Annotated in this window: 16 protein-coding genes; 11 read left to right on the top strand and 5 right to left on the bottom strand. The window is 65.7% G+C overall.

Annotation, left to right across the window (positions count from 1 at the left end; translation table 11 throughout):
* Window positions 1–50: 50 nt before the first annotated feature.
* The 3 genes from EB836_RS01560 (at window position 51) to EB836_RS01550 (ending at window position 3,711) form a co-directional block, all read left to right on the top strand.
* The gene (locus EB836_RS01560) at window positions 51–1,430 is read left to right on the top strand and encodes an NAD-dependent malic enzyme (protein WP_135537346.1); all 1,380 of its coding nucleotides are present in this window, start codon (window positions 51–53) and stop codon (window positions 1,428–1,430) included.
* Between the two features lie 119 nt (window positions 1,431–1,549).
* Window positions 1,550–2,857 carry an aldolase/citrate lyase family protein gene (locus tag EB836_RS01555; RefSeq protein WP_135537345.1) on the top strand — a complete coding sequence of 436 codons (1,308 nt, stop codon included), beginning with the start codon at window positions 1,550–1,552 and terminating at the stop codon, window positions 2,855–2,857.
* Window positions 2,858–2,886: 29 nt separating this feature from the next.
* Window positions 2,887–3,711 carry a bifunctional allantoicase/(S)-ureidoglycine aminohydrolase gene (locus EB836_RS01550; RefSeq protein ID WP_135537344.1) on the top strand — a complete coding sequence of 275 codons (825 nt, stop codon included), beginning with the start codon at window positions 2,887–2,889 and terminating at the stop codon, window positions 3,709–3,711.
* Window positions 3,712–3,814: 103 nt separating this feature from the next.
* Here EB836_RS01550 and EB836_RS01545 read toward each other — a convergent pair whose 3' ends face one another.
* Window positions 3,815–5,290 carry a malate:quinone oxidoreductase gene (locus EB836_RS01545; protein ID WP_135537343.1) on the bottom strand — a complete coding sequence of 492 codons (1,476 nt, stop codon included), beginning with the start codon at window positions 5,288–5,290 and terminating at the stop codon, window positions 3,815–3,817.
* 214 nt (window positions 5,291–5,504) lie between these two features.
* Between EB836_RS01545 and EB836_RS01540 the strand changes: the two genes are divergently transcribed.
* Together EB836_RS01540 and EB836_RS01535 are read left to right on the top strand one after the other, a co-directional pair.
* A complete protein-coding gene (locus tag EB836_RS01540) occupies window positions 5,505–6,566 on the top strand; it encodes an aminotransferase class I/II-fold pyridoxal phosphate-dependent enzyme (protein ID WP_135537342.1) in 1,062 nt (353 codons plus the stop codon).
* A 74-nt stretch (window positions 6,567–6,640) separates the two neighbouring features.
* Window positions 6,641–8,035 (top strand): FAD-linked oxidase C-terminal domain-containing protein, encoded by a 1,395-nt coding sequence (locus EB836_RS01535; RefSeq protein ID WP_240689536.1) that lies wholly within the window; start codon window positions 6,641–6,643, stop codon window positions 8,033–8,035.
* A gap of 131 nt (window positions 8,036–8,166) precedes the next feature.
* Here the strand turns inward: EB836_RS01535 and mmuM are convergent, their stop codons facing one another.
* Window positions 8,167–9,270 (bottom strand): homocysteine S-methyltransferase, encoded by a 1,104-nt coding sequence (mmuM, locus tag EB836_RS01530; protein WP_135537340.1) that lies wholly within the window; start codon window positions 9,268–9,270, stop codon window positions 8,167–8,169.
* Between the two features lie 21 nt (window positions 9,271–9,291).
* Between mmuM and tgt the strand changes: the two genes are divergently transcribed.
* Window positions 9,292–10,545, top strand: coding sequence for a tRNA guanosine(34) transglycosylase Tgt (tgt, locus tag EB836_RS01525; RefSeq protein WP_205683267.1), 1,254 nt, complete (start codon window positions 9,292–9,294; stop codon window positions 10,543–10,545).
* Between the two features lie 141 nt (window positions 10,546–10,686).
* On the opposite strand, the gene EB836_RS01520 is transcribed toward tgt, so the two are convergent.
* The gene (locus EB836_RS01520) at window positions 10,687–11,481 is read right to left on the bottom strand and encodes a queuosine precursor transporter (RefSeq protein WP_240689535.1); all 795 of its coding nucleotides are present in this window, start codon (window positions 11,479–11,481) and stop codon (window positions 10,687–10,689) included.
* Complete coding sequence (locus tag EB836_RS01515; protein ID WP_135537339.1) at window positions 11,462–14,155, bottom strand: M3 family metallopeptidase; 2,694 nt, start codon at window positions 14,153–14,155, stop codon at window positions 11,462–11,464. The genes EB836_RS01520 and EB836_RS01515 overlap by 20 nt, the downstream gene beginning before the upstream one ends.
* 94 nt (window positions 14,156–14,249) lie before the next feature.
* On the opposite strand from EB836_RS01515, the gene EB836_RS01510 reads away from it, so the two are divergent.
* Window positions 14,250–15,320: an AI-2E family transporter gene (locus EB836_RS01510; RefSeq protein WP_135537338.1), complete on the top strand. Its 1,071-nt coding sequence runs from the start codon at window positions 14,250–14,252 to the stop codon at window positions 15,318–15,320.
* Between the two features lie 2 nt (window positions 15,321–15,322).
* On the opposite strand, the gene EB836_RS01505 is transcribed toward EB836_RS01510, so the two are convergent.
* The gene (locus tag EB836_RS01505) at window positions 15,323–15,532 is read right to left on the bottom strand and encodes a hypothetical protein (protein ID WP_135537337.1); all 210 of its coding nucleotides are present in this window, start codon (window positions 15,530–15,532) and stop codon (window positions 15,323–15,325) included.
* Window positions 15,533–15,590: 58 nt separating this feature from the next.
* Between EB836_RS01505 and EB836_RS18340 the strand changes: the two genes are divergently transcribed.
* The 4 genes from EB836_RS18340 to EB836_RS01490 are packed head-to-tail and all read left to right on the top strand — an operon-like array spanning window position 15,591 to window position 17,147.
* Window positions 15,591–15,761, top strand: coding sequence for a hypothetical protein (locus tag EB836_RS18340; protein ID WP_240689534.1), 171 nt, complete (start codon window positions 15,591–15,593; stop codon window positions 15,759–15,761).
* Window positions 15,731–15,958, top strand: a complete 228-nt coding sequence (locus EB836_RS18335) for a GNAT family N-acetyltransferase (protein WP_240689533.1) — start codon at window positions 15,731–15,733, stop codon at window positions 15,956–15,958. Before EB836_RS18340 ends, EB836_RS18335 begins: the two co-directional genes overlap by 31 nt.
* The gene (locus tag EB836_RS01495) at window positions 15,955–16,524 is read left to right on the top strand and encodes a GNAT family protein (protein ID WP_135537336.1); all 570 of its coding nucleotides are present in this window, start codon (window positions 15,955–15,957) and stop codon (window positions 16,522–16,524) included. The genes EB836_RS18335 and EB836_RS01495 overlap by 4 nt, the downstream gene beginning before the upstream one ends.
* Window positions 16,521–17,147 carry a M23 family metallopeptidase gene (locus EB836_RS01490; RefSeq protein ID WP_240689531.1) on the top strand — a complete coding sequence of 209 codons (627 nt, stop codon included), beginning with the start codon at window positions 16,521–16,523 and terminating at the stop codon, window positions 17,145–17,147. The genes EB836_RS01495 and EB836_RS01490 overlap by 4 nt, the downstream gene beginning before the upstream one ends.
* The last annotated feature ends 32 nt before the right edge of the window (window positions 17,148–17,179 follow it).

The raw sequence follows: 17,179 nt of genomic DNA, 5'->3' as shown, positions 1-17,179 counted from the left end.
GAAGATAATGTCCGTAATACGGAAAATCAATATCAGAGAGGATATTGCCCATGGCCGCAACCAGTCCCGGATACTCCATCACCCTGCGCGTCGGCACGACCGTCGGAGAGTCGTCGACGTCCGACCTCGTGGCCGCAGCCGCGGCCACCGGTGCGGGAGTCACGGCGCTCGACGTCGTCGAATCCACCCCGCACACGGTGACCATCGACGTCAGCGCCGACACCCGCGACGTCGCCCATGCCGGTGAGGTCTCCGACGCGCTGGAGAAGCTGCCCGGGGTCGAGGTCCACAAGGTCTCGGACCGGACCTTCCTGCTCCACCTCGGCGGCAAACTCGAATCCGCCCCGAAGGTGCCCCTGCGCAACCGCGATGATCTCTCCCGCGCCTACACCCCGGGCGTGGCCCGCGTGTGCCAGGCGATCGCGAAGAACAAGGACGATGCCCGGCGGCTGACGATCAAACGCAACACCGTCGCCGTCGTCACCGACGGCACCGCGGTGCTCGGACTCGGTGACATCGGCCCCGAAGCGGCCATGCCCGTGATGGAGGGCAAGGCCGTGCTGTTCAAACAGTTCGCCGGTGTCGACGCCTGGCCGGTGGCCCTCGACACGAAGGACACCGAGGAGATCATCGCGATCTGCAAGGCCATCGCCCCGGCCTACGGCGGCATCAACCTCGAGGACATCGCCGCCCCGCGCTGCTTCGAGATCGAGGCCCGACTGCGCGAAGAGCTCGACATCCCGGTCTTCCACGATGATCAGCACGGCACCGGCGTCGTCACCCTGGCCGCACTGAAAAACGCACTCAAGGTCGTGGGCAAGAGGATCGAGGACCTGCGCATCGTCGTCTCCGGCGTCGGGGCGGCCGGTAACGCGATCATCCGACTCCTCCAGGTCGCGGGGGCCACGAACATCATTGCCTGCGGACGAGGCGGCGCGATCGGCCCGCACTCGACCGTCGACACCGAGCACAAGAAGTGGCTGCAGGCGAACACGAACCCCGAAGGCTTCGACGGATCCCTCAAGGAAGCCGTCGTCGGCGCGGATGTGTTCATCGGCGTCTCTGCCCCGAACGTCCTCGACGGCTCCGACATCCAGGCGATGAACTCCGACGCCCTCGTCTTCGCCATGGCCAACCCCGACCCGGAGGTCGACCCCGCCGAGGCGCTGAAGTACGCAGCCGTCGTCGCCACCGGACGCAGCGACTACCCGAACCAGATCAACAATGTGCTCGCCTTCCCCGGCATCTTCCGCGGCCTGCTCGACGCCGAGGCGACCGACATCGACGAGAACATCATGGTCGCGGCCGCCGACGCCATCGCCTCGTGCATCCCCGAGGACGAACTCCACCCCGGCTACGTCGTCCCCTCGGTCTTCGACCCCGAGGTCGCGGCGAAGGTCGCCGAGGCGGTCGCGGCGGTTTCGTCCTGAACGGAGCGCGGCCGCTCCGAGAGTCGCCGTGCCCAGGTGCGGGGAATGAGAGACAATGAACACAGGCCCGGCATCGCCGCCTCGCCGTTGAATCCTGTGCAGAGAAAGAGAATGTGAAAGTGGAACGATCAACACTGGCTGATATCGACTCACTGCTGGGGGACACGGATGAGCTCCTGAAGCGGAGCTATCCGGGCGAACGGGATGTGCGCCAGCCCGTGCACACCGTCTACGTGCCCGGGGACCGAACGACACCGGACCTGCCGTACCAGTGGGGCCAGCAGGCGCTCGAATGCGTCGAGGCCCACGGGGGCATGCTCCAACTGGCCGAACGCGTCATCACCGCCGCCCGCAAGGAAGCCGGCCCCGGCCCCGCCGGGCAGATGCCCAGCCTCCATCAGGTCGCCCGGGAAGCCGAAATGCTCGCCGAGGCGGTCACCGCGAAGCTCGAGCGCGAACCGATCGAGGACCTGCGCCTGGACTTCGAAGACGGGTTCGGCGATCAGGGCGATGAGAACGAAGACCGGTGGGTGATCCAGGCCGCCCGCGACGCGGTGGCCGGGCGCAGCGAGACCGGGGCACCGGCGTTCGTGGGCATCCGCTTCAAGTGCATGGAGGAGGACACACGAGCCCGCGGGCTGCGCACCCTCGACCTCTTCCTCTCCGAACTCGTCAAGGCCGGCGGGCAGCTGCCGGACAACCTCGTCCTCACCCTGCCGAAAGTCACCACGATCGACCAGGTGCGCGCCATGGTGATCGCCTGCCGCAGCCTCGAAGCCGAACACGGCCTGGCCGAAGGCACACTGACCTTCGAGATCCAGGTCGAGACCCCGCAGCTCATCCTCGGCGCCGATGGCACCGTGCCGCTGGCCCCGGCCCTGCATGTGGGGGCGGGTCGGGTCACCTCTCTGCACTACGGTACGTACGACTATTCTGCGTCGCTGGGTGTGGCCGCGGCCTACCAGGCCATGGACCACCCGGTCGCGGACTTCGCGAAGAACCAGATGATGCTCGCCGTCGCCGGCACCGGGGTCCACCTCTCCGACGGTTCGACGAACATCCTCCCGCTGGGCGAACCCGCCGAGGTCCACCACGGGTGGGCACTGCACGCCAGCCTCGTGCGCCGCCATCTCAAGCGCGGAATCTACCAGGGCTGGGACCTCCACCCGCATCAGCTGCCGACCCGGTTCCTCGCGACCTTCGCCTTCTACCGCGAAGGCGGAGCGAAGGCCGCCCAGCGCCTGTACAACTATGTGTTCAAAGCGGACTCGACCGTCCTCGACGAACCGGCGACCGCGAAGGCGCTCGCCCGCTACCTCGACCGCGGACTCGTCTGCGGTGCCCACACCGAGGATTTCGTGACCTCCCGCACGAACCTCAGCCTTGCCGAACTCGGGCAGCTCGCCCGCACCGGATCCCTGGACTGAGAACACACCGACCGAAGGAGACCCCGCCCATGACGACGACCGATCCCTACACCTATTGGGCTCCGACCGGAGGCCACCCTCCGCAGTCGGATCTGCTCACCGACCGCGCCCTGGTCACCGAGGCCTATACGGTCATCCCGCGCGGAGTGCTGCGCGATATCGTCACCTCGAATCTTCCCGAATGGACCGGGACACGGTCCTGGGTGCTGAGCAAACCCGTGGCCGGGGGAGCGGTGACGTTCTCGCAGACGATCCTCGAAGTCACTCCCGGCGGCGGCTCCGAGAAGCCGGAACCGCAGCCCGAGGTCGAAGGTTTCCTCTTCGTCATGGCCGGCCAGCTCGAGGTCACCCATGAGGGGCAGGCCCACACTCTGACCCCCGGCGGGTTCGCGTTCCTGCCGGCCGGTTCGACGTGGTCCGCGAAGTCCACCGGCACCGAGGCGGCCCGTTTCCATTGGGTGCGCAAACGCTATCAGCCCGTGGCCGGGCTGACCCCGGAGGCGAAGTTCGGAAACGAGGCCGAAGTCGAGCCCTCGCCGATGCCCGGCACCGACGGCCGGTGGCGGACGACGCGTCCGCTCGATCCGGAGGATCTCGCCTACGACATGCACGTCAACATCGTCACCTTCGAGGCCGGTGCGGTCATTCCGTTCGCGGAGACGCACGAGATGGAGCACGGGCTCTACGTGCTCGAAGGCAAGGCCGTCTACCGTCTCAACGGCGACTGGGTCGAGGTGCAGGAAGGCGACTTCATCTCCATGCGCGCGTTCTGCCCGCAGGCCTGCTACGCCGGGGGACCGGGGCGGTTCCGCTACCTGCTCTACAAGGACGTCAACCGTCAGGTCGAACTCTGAACCGAGCGTGAAAACGACAACTGCTTGCCGGAAGTGATTCCGGCAAGCAGTTGTCGTTTCCGCTGTTTCGGCGGCGCGCAGTTGAGTCTTGGAACGAACCGACTCAGATGAGCTGCAGGGTCCGCGAGGTGTACTCGGAGAGTTCCTTGAGCAGCGTCTCGTCGTCGGCGAGGTCGCGGCCGAGCGAGGGGATCATGTCCTTGAAGTTCTTCTCCCAGCCCGCGTACTCACGCGGGAAGCAGGTCTTGAGCAGCTCGATCATGATCGGCACGGCCGTCGACGCACCCGGTGAAGCACCGAGCAGAGTCGCCAGCGAACCGTCGGCGGACGAGATGAGTTCGGTGCCGAACTGAAGGACACCGCCCTTCTTCGGATCCTTCTTCATCACCTGCACGCGCTGACCGGCCTGGATGAGCTCCCAGTCGCTGGGGTCGACGGAGGGGATGAAGTTGTGCAGGGCCTCGAAGCGGGCCTTCTTCGTCGCGGCGAGCTCACCGAGGAGATACGTGACGAGGTCCGTGTTGTCCTTGGCGACATTGAGCATCGTGGCGATGTTGTTTCCGCGCACGGAGAACGGCAGATCGGTGAAACGGCCCTTCTTGAGGAACTTCGGCGAGAAGCCGGCGTAGGGGCCGAACATGAGATAGTCCTTGCCGTCGACGACACGGGTGTCGAGGTGCGGCACGGACATCGGGGGAGCATCCTGAGCGGCCTGGCCGTACACCTTCGCCTGGTGGCGGGTGACGAGATCCTGGTTCGCGGTGCGCAGGAAGTAGCCGGAGACCGGGAAGCCGCCGTAGCCGCGTCCCTCGGGGATGCCGGACTTCTGCAGCAGCGGCAGGGCTCCGCCGCCGGCACCGACGAAGACGAACTTCGCGCCCACTTGATGGGTCTCATGCGAGAGCAGATCCTTGACGGTGATCGTCCAGCCGTCGGAGGAACGGTCGAGGTCGGTGACCTGGTGGCTGGTGCGCACGGTCGCGCCCTTGTCGGCGACGTAGCTGAGCAGCTGACTCGACAGAGCGCCGAAGTCGACATCGGTGCCCTGCTGGATGCGCGAGGTGCCGTTGACCTGTCCGGGGCCGCGGCCTTCGAACATCAGCGGCAGCCATTCGGCCTGGGTGGCCGGATCCTCGGTGTACTCCATATCCGCGAACAGCGGGTTGCGCACCATCTGCTCGTAGCGGTTCTTGATGTAGTCGCGTCCCTTGTCGCCGCGTCCGTAGCTGACGTGGGCGATGGGGTTGATGAAGGACTTCGGGTCAGTGAGCACACCGGTGTCGACGAGGTGGGACCAGTACTGGCGCGAGTGATGGAACTGCTGGTTGATGTTCGAGGCCTTTTCCAGGTCGATATGACCATTGGAGTCCTCGGGGGTGTAGTTGAGTTCGCAGAGTGCGGCGTGGCCGGTGCCGGCGTTGTTCCAGGGGTCCGAGCTCTCCGTGGCCACATAGTCGAGCTTCTCGTAGACACGGATGTCCCAGTCGGGCTGAAGTTCGGTCAGCATGGCACCGAGCGTGGCGCTCATGATGCCGCCGCCGATCAAGACGACGTCGACCTTTTCCTGCGGTGAGGGCATTTGGACTCTCATTCCTCGTCACTGACTGCTTGTAGTTGTCTCTCAGCGTACTCTTCGGATGCCGCAGTGCCGTAACCAGGGCCGACCGGGGCCCGCGGTGGGAGAGCATTCTCACAGCGGATGGGTGTCCGCGAAAACCGTGCAGATCCGACCGATCGGACACTTTGGCAAGACAGTCTGTGTCGCGTGCCACAAGGTGTGCAAATATGGGCACATGTCCAAACGTTTCCTTCTCCGTGACGCGCTGGCCGAGTTCCCTCCGTATGCCCCCGGCAAGCCTCCCGTCAATTCCCCGGGCCTGACTCCGTACAAACTGTCCTCGAACGAGAACCACCTGCCGCCGCTGCCAGGCGTCCTCGACGCCGTCGCCTCCGCCTCGGCGATTCCGGGGAACTATCCCGACCCCACGTCGGCCGCGCTCGTGGCCGATATCGCCTCCCACCTCGGGGTCGAACCCGCTGAGGTGGTCCCCGGCGCCGGTGCCTCCGAAGTCCTGTCAGCGTTGACGAACATCACGCTCGAGGACGGCACGTCCGTGGTCTACCCGTGGCCGTCGTTCGAGATGTACCCGATCCTCGCGGCCGCCCGCGGTGCGCAGAAGCGCCCCGTCGACCTCCTCGACGACGGTCGCCACGACTTCGGTGCGATGGCCGCGGCCATCGATGACACGACCCGGCTCGTGCTGCTGTGCTCGCCGAACAACCCGACGGGTCCGACGATCACCGATGCCGAACTCGAAGGGTTCCTCACCGAGGTGCCCGAGGACGTCATCGTCGTTCTCGACGAGGCGTACCTCGAATTCGCCAGCGAGGCGGCCGATGGTCTGGCGGCGCGGCGGAAGCATCCGAATCTCGTCCTCGCCCGAACCTTCTCCAAGGCCCATGGGCTGGCCGGTCTGCGGGTGGGCTTCGGTATCGCCGATGCCGAGATCGCCTCGGCGCTGCGCCAGGTCATCGCCCCATTCTCCGTCACCGCCGGTGCCCAGGCCGCGGCTCGGGAATCTCTGGCTCGGATCGACGAGGTGGCCGTGCGGGCCAAGCAGGTTGCGACGGTGCGCGACCGGTTCGCCGATGAGCTGCGCAAGCTGGGTCTCACGGTCCCCGAGGCACAGGGCAACTATGTGTGGATCGCCCTCGACCCCGAGGCGGCAGTCGCGTTCGAAGGCGCCTGCGCTGAACAGGCCGTAGCCGTGCGTCGTCTGCAGGGCGGTGTGCGGGTGAGCATCGGACCCGATGAGGCTCTCGAACGCGTGCTCAAGGTCGCTGCCGCTCTATGACGACGAGTGCGAACTCGACCGTGAGTGCGGATTCGACCGGGAGCGGGGATTCGACTGAGAACGGGGGCCCGATTGTGAACACGCAAGCGCCGCTGCCGGAGCTCGCCTCTGTGCTCAGTCCGGATGCGCTTGTGACCGACCGCGACGTCATCGACTCCTACTCGTCGGACAAGGCCTTGTTCTGTCCGGCCGGTGCTGCGCTGGCTCTGGTCAGGGCCGCGAACATCGATGACGTGGCGGCGGTGATGCGTTTCGCTGCGGAGCATCGGGTCCCCGTCGTCACGCAGGGCGCGCGGACGGGCCTGTCCGGAGCGGCGAACGCCGTCGATGGGGCGATTCTGCTCAATGTCGCCAAGCTCGATGCGATTCTCGACATCGATGAGGTCGATCAGACCTGCCGGGTCCAGCCCGGTGTCATCAACCAGGATCTCAAGCATGCCCTGGCCGAGCACGGATTGTCCTACCCTCCGGATCCGGGGTCGGTGGCGATTTCGACGATCGGCGGCAATGTTGCCACGAACGCCGGGGGCATGTGCTGTGTGAAATACGGGGTGACGAAGGACTATGTGCGGGCGCTGACCGTGGTGCTCGCCGATGGCACGGTGACGAAGCTGGGCCGTCAGACGGCCAAGGGCGTGGCCGGCCTCGACCTGGCTGCCCTGTTCATCGGCTCCGAGGGCACTCTGGGCGTCATCGTGGAGATCACCTTGGGGCTCAAACCGCTGCTGGCGCTGCCGGTGACCGGGGTCGGCATCTTCCCGGACATGGAATCGGCAGGCCGAACGGTGTCTGCGTACATGGCCTCCGGCGCCGCACCCTCGATGCTCGAACTCATGGACGGGGCGACGGTGGCGATGGTCAACGCCTATGGGGACTTCGGTCTGCCCGATGAGGCGGGTGCGCTGCTGCTCGTGCAGTCCGACGCTCCAGGGGCCTCCGGAGTGGCAGAACTCGAATCGTTCCAGACCATCGCCGAGGAGCAGGGGGCCAGCGAGGTCTTCTTCTCCGACGACCCCGCCGACTCCGAGCTCTTCGTCGCCGCACGTCGGGCCGTGTCGCCAGCGCTGGAGAAGTACGTGTCGACGATCGGTGGGGGCGAACTCATCGACGATGTGTGCGTGCCGCGGTCCCGCCTCGGCGAGTTCTTCGCACGTCTGGCCGAGATCGATGCCAGGCACACGGTCGAGGTGTCCACGGCCGGTCATGCCGGTGACGGGAACATGCACCCGAGCGTGCTCTTCGATGCCTCGGATGAGGCGAGCGTGGCCGAGGCGAAGGAGACGTTCGCTGAGATCATGCAGCTCGGGCTCGACCTCGGTGGGACGATCACCGGCGAGCACGGGGTCGGGTACCTCAAACGGGACTGGCTGGTCCGTGAGCTCGATGCGGGGGCGCGCTCCCTGCAGGATGGGATCAAGACCGCCGTGGATCCGCTGGGGATCCTCAACCCGGGCAAGATGCTCGGCTGAGACTTCAGGGGCCGGATCGTCGAGGACGTCTCGGCCGCTGTTCAGGGCTGAGTCGCCGGTCGATCACCGGTCTCCTATCGGTCCCGGCCGATCGCTGGTCGGTCTCCGGTGGCTGGTCGGTTTCCGGTCGATCACCGGTCGCCGGTCGGCCCTTGGCAGCCAGTGGGTTCCAGACCGCCGCTCAGCACCGCGATATCGGCGGGCCGAACCCGGCAGCAGCCGCCGATGATCTGCGCCCCGAGTCGGGCCCACTCCGCGACCGGCCACGTCTCGACCCCCGCCACTGGCGACGAGTTGGTTCCCGCCTCCGTGCGCTCACCGGCCCAGGCCAGTGCCGCTGCATCATAGGTTTCGCCCGAGTTCGGGTAGGCGACGAGCGGCAGCTGCGTGTGCCGCGCGAGTTCCGCGAGTGCCGGGGCGACGATCGAAGGACGCACACAGTTGACCCCGATCGCTTTCACCGCCACCGAGACGGACGCTGCCTCAGCGAGTTCGGCCAAGCTCGATCCGTCGGGCAGGGTGGGGCAGTCGTGCGGAGTCGTGTCCGTGCCTGCCTGTAGGGTCACACTCACCCACGCAGGAAGACCCACCTCTTCGGCCAGGTTCATGATCGCGCGGATCTCGTCGAGACGCGGCTGGGTCTCGATGGCGAGCAGGTCCGCACCCGCCTCGGCGAGGGCTTCGATGCGCGGACGGTGAAAGGACGCGTACTCCTCGGAGTTGAGACGGTAGGCACCGGTGTACTCGCCGCCGTCGCCCAGCGCGGCACCATATGGCCCGACGGAGCCTGCGATGAGTATGTGTGCAGGTCCGGCACTCGTGGCTGCAGCCGATGCCTCGCCTGCGTTCGCGTTCGCTGCGGCCGGCACCCTGTGCGGCGTCGCGGCGGCTGTGCCTGTGCCCTCCGATTCGATGCCTGCGGCTGCGGTCGCCGCAGCTCGGGCGATCCGCACGCTCTCGGTGACGATCCGACGGCCCTCGGCCGCACCGATTCCTGCCCGCTCGAAGCCGAGCGGCGTCGCCTGATAGCTCGCGGTCGTGAGGATCCGGGCACCGGATGCGGCGAAGGCGGCGTGCACCTCGGCGAGGGCGTCGGGGTTCCTGCGGATGAGTTCGGCTGACCACAGGTCGTGGTCGAGGTCGATGCCGCGGTCCTCGGCCGCGGTGCCCAACCCGCCGTCGATGACGATGGGGGCGGTCGCCTCGGCGTGGGTGCGTATCTGCGGAAAGGTCATGGACTTAGTTAAGCTTGTCCGGTGACTACAGACGAATCTCCGGCAGCATCCGAGACTGCGCCCATCAACGACCGTTCGCAGTTCGGCTTCGAGGTGGGTACCCGCATGGACACGGGTGGACGCACCGGGCTCCTCCGCACTCCGCACGGAGACATTCAGACTCCCGCGTTCATTCCGGTCGGCACGAAGGCCACGGTCAAGGCCGTCCGCCCAGACGAGGTCGCCGAGCTCGGCGGGCAGGCGGTGCTCGCCAACGCCTATCACCTGTATCTGCAGCCCGGTTCGGACCTCATCGACGAGGCCGGAGGACTCGGCAAGTTCATGAACTGGCCGGGGCCGACGTTCACCGACTCCGGCGGATTCCAGGTGATGAGCCTCGGTTCGGGGTTCAAGAAGGTCATCTCGATGGAGTCGACGGGGGTGCAGAACGACGAACTCGTGGCCGTGGGCAAGGAAAGGCTGTCGAACGTCGACGATGACGGGGTGACGTTCAAATCGCATCTCGACGGGTCGATGCACCGCTTCACGCCGGAGATCTCGATGCGGGTGCAGCACGAGCTCGGTGCCGACATCATGTTCGCCTTCGACGAGCTGACCACGCTCGTCAACACCCGCGGCTACCAGGAGGAATCGCTCGAACGGACTCGACAGTGGGCGATCCGCTGCATCGACGAGCACTTCCGGCTCACCGAGGAGCGTTCGCACCGGCCCTATCAGGCGCTCTTCGGGGTGCTCCAGGGTGCGCAGTACGAAGACCTGCGGCGCAAGGCCGCCAGGGACCTGGGGGCCATGGACTTCGACGGTTTCGGCATCGGCGGGGCACTGGAGAAGGAGAACCTCGGCATCATCATCCGGTGGGTGTGCGAGGAGCTGCCGGAGAACAAGCCTCGGCATCTGCTGGGCATCTCCGAACCCGATGACCTGTTCGAAGCGATCAAGACCGGTGCCGACACCTTCGACTGCGTCTCACCCTCCCGCGTGGCCCGCAACGCTGCGATCTACACCCGCGATGGGCGGTACAACCTCACCGGGGCGAAGTACCGCAGAGACTTCGGCCCGCTCGACCCCGACTGCTCGTGCTACACGTGTCAGAACTACTCACGGGCCTACCTGCGCCACCTGTACAAGGCGAAGGAGATGCTCTTCTCCACGCTGTGCACGATCCACAACGAGCACTTCGTCGTCTCACTCGTCGCCGAGATCCGGCAGGCGATGATCGATGGCCGCTTCGACGAACTCGAGTCCGAGGTCCTCGGCCGCTATTACTCGAAGTAGCTCGGGTCCGGCAGCCGTGGCCAGCAGGGCTTCAGCGTCTCAGGTCACGCGAAACTCGAAAACAACGCCGCTGGCGACGACTTTTTCGAGTTTCGCGTGACCTGAGCCTCGAGCGCCGGCCGGAATGCGACGGACGACGCCTCAGTGAGCGCCGGCGGGGTCGAGCTCGTAACTGGGTTCGTGGCGTTTGACGAGTTTGATGACCCGGTAGGTGACGGGCAGGAAGATGATCTCAACGGCGACCTTGTAGACGAAGCCGACGATGATGTAGTTGAGGAAGTCGAGGCCCGGGATGACTCCGGCGAAGGCGATGACGCAGAACAACAGCGTATCGACGAACTCGCCGACACCCGTCGAGGTCAGCAGCCGCACCCACAGCTTCGACTCGCCCATCCGCTTCTTCACGGCCACGAGCACCCACGAATTGAGCAGCTGGCCGACGAAGTACCCGACGAGCGAGGCCGCGACGATGCGCGGGTAGAAGCCGAGCACCGCGGCGAAGGCTTCCTGATTCTCATAGCCGGGCCCCGGTGGGGAGATGAGTACGAGCCAGAACACGAAGGTCGCGAGGATCTGCAGGCCGAATCCGGTGATCACAGCCTTGCGGGCGGCTTTGAAGCCGTACACCTCGCTGATCACATCGCCGAGGATGTACGCGATGGGGAAGAGGAAAGCGCCGCCGTCGGTGACGATCGGACCGAAGCCGATGACCTTCGTGGCCGAGATGTTCGAGATGATGAGCACCGCGCAGAACACGGCGAGGAAGACCGCATAGTAGCGGCCCCGAGAGGAAGCGAAAGCTGCGAAGCGTGCAGCGGAGGTGGTGTCGGTGTCCGCCGAGTCGACTGCTCGACCCGGCTGCCCAGACTCCGCTTCGGAACGTTCGGACTCCGACGCCGAGCGCCCAGACTCCGCCTCAGGACTCTTCTGCGACAACGGTGATTTCCTTCCCTCCCGTGACGGTGAGCAGCTGCTCATACGTCAGGGGCATCATCGAATTCGGCGTCCCCGCGCCGGCCCAGAGAACAGGATAATCCTTGAGCGTGACATCGACGAAAGTGGGAATCGGGCCCGGATGACCGCAGGGGGCGACACCGCCGATGACGTGACCGGTCGCCTCACGGACGAGTTCCTTGCTCGCCCGGTCGAGCGAGTCGACTCCGATGAGTGACGCCACATGCGCGGTGTCGACGCGGTGGGCTCCCGAGGCCATGATGAGCACCGGGGAACCGGCCGCGGAGAAGATGAGGCTGTTCGCGATCGCCCCGACCTCGATACCCAGAGCTTCGGCTGCGGTCGCCGCGGTCGGCGTCGATTCGGTGAAGATTTCGATGCGCGGTTCGATGCCCGCGGCGACGAGATCGGCCGCGACCGCCTCATGGTTGGGGTGGATCTTCGTCTCCCCGCTCGACGAGGCGGCTCCGGGCCCGGACTCGGCAGTGACCTCCTCGGCGGGGTCCGACTCACCCACCGATTCCGCGCCGAGGCTCGCACCCGTTCCCGCGCCGGCCTCCGCGTTCGCATCCGCTTCAGTACCTTCAGCCTCAACCTCGGTCTCTGCCTCGGCCTCGGTCACGGGTTCGGCGAGTCCGCGGCGGCGCAGGAGCGGGCCGACATCGGGGCGGGTGCCGAAGAAGCGTTCGATCGCCGACATCGGGTCGACCGAATAGCCGGGAGCGAGAATGGCCTCGCGGAAGGCATCGCCGGCCTCGCGGCTGAGCCCGCCCTGCTCGTCGAACCATTCGCTCACCCAGGCGGCGATGACCTCGGAGTAGAGGTAGGAGTAGTAGCCGGATGCATAACCGGAGGCGAAGATGTGCCCGAAGTACGTCGACCGGTAGCGCGGCGGAACGAGCGGGGAGAACCCGGCAGCGGCAAGCACTTCGGATTCGAAGGACAGCACATCGGTGATGTGCTCGCCGGCTTCGAGCGAATGCCAGGACAGGTCGAGCATGGCCGCGGCGAGGTATTCGATCGTGTCGAAGCCCTGCCCGAACTTCTCACTGGCGATGAGGGCGTCGACGAGTTCGGCCGGCATCGGCTCACCCGTGTCGACGTGCTTGGCGAAGTGGGGGAGGACCTGCGGGTGGAAGCGCCACATCTCGTTGAGCTGGGAGGGGAACTCGACATAGTCGCGCGGTACCGCGGTACCCGCCGTCGACGGGTATGTCGAGTTCGCGAACAGTCCGTGGAGGACATGGCCGAATTCGTGGAAGAAGGTCGTCAGCTCGGTCGGGTTGAGCAGGGTGGGCCGTCCCTGTCCCGGCTTGGCGAGGTTGAGCGAGAGAGTGACGACCGGCAGCAGCCCCGTCAGGCGGGAGGCCGGAACCAGCTGGTCCATCCAGGCGCCGCCGCGCTTCGTATCTCGGGCATACGGGTCGATGAGCACCAGGCCCAGGGGGCGTTCGGTGGTATCGGTGACTTCGAAGGCGCGGACATCCTCGTGCCAGGCACGGACTCCGTCATAAGGGGCGAAGGTGATGCCGTAGAGACCGGTCGCGGCGCGGAAGACTCCTTCGGTGAGCACGGTGTCGAACTCGAAGTACTTAGCCACTTCGTCGGGGTCGATGCCGAATTCATCGGCCCGGAACTTCGCCAGATAGTGCTTGACGTCCTCGGCTGCGACGGCTTCGAGGCCGTAGCGGTCCTTGACCTGCGCGAGCTCCTCATCGAGTTGGGCATTCGCGGCATTGATGAGGGAAGAGACGATGTCCGCGGCGGCATCGGGGTTGCCTGCGGTCTGATTGTCGATGGCGAACGACGAATACGAGGGGTATCCGAGCAGGTGCGCCTGCAGGGCGCGCAGCGCCGTGGTGTCAGCGACCTGGGTGCGGGTGTCCCCGTCGCCGCCGCGGGACCCGCGGGCCATCGAATTGTTCAGCACGTGCCGACGGGTCTGCGCCGTGTTGAGGGATTCGAGCACGATCTGCTGCGTGAAGTTGTTCAGCGGCAGCAGGTAGCCGTCGACCCCGCGCTCGTTCGCGCGAGTCGCCGCTGCCGCGATCTGGTCCTCGTTCATCCCGGCCAGGGCTTCGACCTCGCCGAGGTGGACGGCCAGTTCCCGTGTATCGAGCTGCAGGGCGCGGGAGAAGGAGTTCTCCAGCGTGGTCAGTTCCGCCGCGATCGTGGCCATCTGCTCCCGGCCCTCCTCGCCGAGGCGGGCACCGGCCCGGACGAAGAGTTCGACGGTGAGCTCCTGCTGCCGTTTGTCCTCGGGGTTGAGGTCGGTGACCGAGACCTGTTCGATCCGGTGGAAGAGGTCGACGTCGAGCAGGATCTCGGTGCGGGTCGCGGACAGGACCTCCCACACCTCGGCGATGGCGTCGGTGAGTTCAGGACGCAGATGATTCGACTCGACGGCCGCGGCCACGGAGGCGATGCGGGTCATCGGCACGGACGCGGACTCGAACCTCACGGTGGTGGAGAAGAACGTGGACTCCGCTTCATCAGCGATGATGGCGGCCACCTCGGCGCGGGCGAAATCGGTCGCCGTGTGAACCGCGGTCAACAGGGCCTCCGGGGTCACCGCGGTGAAGTCGGGCAGCGAATAGTCGCCCTGCGGGTCGAGGAACGCCTCCCAGACATCGATGCTGTTCGGTTCTGCGTTCATTCTCGACATACCACTTTCTCTACGGTTGGGGTCTCCAGCCGATCCTAACGTGAGAGTGCCGACCGGCGCATGATCGCTGGTTACACTTGAGGTCATGGGCACTGGGCAGGGCAAATCCCTGACACTCAACAACGCATTCCGGGTCGGCTTCACCGGCGCTCTGGGTGTGGGACTGGCGATCGCGCTGATGACGGCGCTGCAGTCCGTGGCAACCCTGCTCATCTACGTCGGTCTGGCACTGTTCCTCGCCCTCGGACTCGACCCGATCGTGCAGTGGTTCGTCGCACGCAAGGTGCCGCGCTCGCTGGCGGTCCTCATCGTCGTCGCAGCCTTCATCCTCATCGTCGTCGGGGTGGCGCTGCTAATCGCCCCGGCCGTGATCAGTCAGATCCAGACGTTCATCGCGGATCTGCCCGGGATCGTGGCGAACCTCGCGGCGACGGGGTGGGTGACGGAACTCGAAAAGCAGTTCACCGGTGCGATCGACATCGATGCGGTGTTTGCGAACATCGGCGCATGGGTCTCGGATCCGAAGAATGTGCTCTCCGTCGGCGGCGGTGTCGTGTCGATCGGGGCGGGGATCCTCAGTTTCCTCACCGGCGTGATCATCGTCGTCATCCTCACCATCTACTTCGCCGTGACGATGCCGACGATCAAATCCGCAATGTTCTCCCTGGTTGCGGCCTCCTCGCGGCCGACGGTCGAATCCGTCACCGAGGAGGTCACCCGCTCCATCGGACGCTACGTCCTCGGCCAGCTGTCCCTGGGAATCGTCAACGGTGTGTGCTCGGCGATCTTCCTGTCCATCATCGGCGCGCCCCTGCCGGCGCTGCTCGCCTTCATCGCGTTCCTCGCCTCGCTCATTCCGCTCGTCGGCCCAATCGCGGGTGCGATCATCATCACGGCATCGTGCCTCATGGTCTCGCCGGGGCTCGGCATCGCCGCAGGCATCTACTACCTCGTCTACATGCAGGTCGAGGCCTATCTGCTCAGCCCGCGCATCATGAAGGCCGCTGTCGACGTGCCCGGAGCGCTCGTCATCATCGCAGCGATCGCCGGCGGAACCCTCGGCGGTGTGCTCGGTGCGGTCGTCGCGGTGCCGGTGGCCGCCTCGGCGCTCATCGTCATCCGCAAGGTCGTCGTGCCCGCGCAGGCGAAGAAGTAGGGTCAGGAAGGATCATCGTCGATGCGGGTGACGATGACGTGGATGATGAGCTTGACGATGTAGTACGCGGCGAAATACGCCACGGCCCCGAAGACGAGGTTGATGAGCAGATCCCCGTCGCCGCCGAGACGCGGCAGTGTGATGAAGACGGCCGCGGTGATCGCCGCGAGATACGGGATCAGACGGAGGACGGGGCTTTGGGGCTCACTCATGGACGTGAGTCTAACAACGCAGAGTTGACGGTTCTGTGTCGCACCTAAGATGGGGATCATGGCTCAGACACGATGGGCGGCACACCGCGACGAAGCGGTCCCCGAGGATGTGGAGCGTCTGCTTGCGACCGTGCCGGAATGGTTCGGCAGGCCCGAATCGAATGCAGAATACATCGACGAGGCACGCACCATGGAGACATGGACGGTGCGGGGGTCGGGACGGCGATGATGCGGGCGATCAGTGCCGATGCCCGGAAGCGTGGGGTGAAATTGCTGCAAGTGAAGACTCTCGGGTTTTCGCACAGCGATGCGAACTATGCGCGAACCCGGCACTTCTACGAGACGGCGGGATTCATTTCGCTCGAGGAGACCGACCTGTGGGGCGAAAGCACGCCCTGCCTGATCATGGTCAAGCCGCTGATATGACGAGCTCCGCAATTCCGCCCTGGCCGGCGACGTCTCCTGCTCGTGGTCGAGTTCGCCTGCGAGCGGTGGAAGCGCGAGACAGTGCAATGGCGCGTGAACTCTCGACCGATCCCTATGTGCCTCTGACGGGATCGCTGCCGAGCTGCGCGACGGAGCAGCAGGCGAAGGCGTGGCTGAGTCGCCAGCAGAAGAGGAATCGCGAGGGAACCGGTTTCTCATTCACGATAGCCAGACGGACGGATGACGACGCTGTCGGTCATTGCGGCTTGTGGCTGAAGGAGCTGGGGGAAGGGCGCGCGACTGCAGGGTATGCGATCGTTCCTTCGCAGAGGAAACAGGGACTTGCGAGCGAGGCGCTGGCACTGCTGACCGAATTCGCGTGGACGATTCCTGGTCTGTACAGAGTCACACTCTTCATAGAACCGTGGAATGTCTCGTCACTGCGAACGGCAGAACACGCCGGTTACGTGCGAGAAGGCGTGCTGGCAGGCCATCAGATGATCGGCAGGGAGCGCAGGGATATGGTTCTCTATGCTGCCATTCGGCGAACTGGACGCGGACGATGACGGATCCGATGGAAGCGGCAAGTCTCGACCTGGAGTTCCCCTTCACCGGTCGTTGGCTGGTACAGAACAGCCCGGCCGATCGCGTGCCGAGTCATGGTACAACGATGTTCGCGACCTCCTTCAGCATCGACTTCGTACCGGTCGACGACGCAGGGAGGTCGGCGGTCTTCACTCTCGGATCGCTGTTGCGGTCTGAGCCTCCAGGGAATTTCACAGGCTTCGGCCGTTCCGTGCTCGCCCCGACCGATGGGACGGTGATGACCGTCCACGATTCCGAATTCGATCATCCTGCCTATCGGGGCCTGCCCTCACTCGGCTATGCGCTGACTCAGCGCAGGCGTGCCGAAGCGGGGTGGCGGGCGCTGGCCGGAAACCATGTGATGATCAAGAGCTCCGGTGGAATCGTGGCTCTGTGCCATCTGCAGCGGGGCAGTGCTCGGGTTCGACCGGGTCAGGATGTGCATGTCGGTCAGGAGATCGGCCGCTGCGGGAACTCGGGCAACAGCACGGAACCTCATCTGCACGTTCAAGCGCTCGACGGCTCCGATATCGAGCGAGCCGCCGCTCGGCGAATATCGTTCAGAGGGTCCCTGCCCTCAAACGGTTCGATCATCGCGGTCTGAGGCGCGAGGAGACACGTGCAGCGCACCGTTCT

It is taken from the genome of Brevibacterium sp. S111, assembly GCF_004745075.1.
Taxonomy (GTDB): domain Bacteria; phylum Actinomycetota; class Actinomycetes; order Actinomycetales; family Brevibacteriaceae; genus Brevibacterium.
Note: the sequence above shows the minus strand (reverse complement) of the source record. Positions and strands in the feature narration are given on the sequence as shown.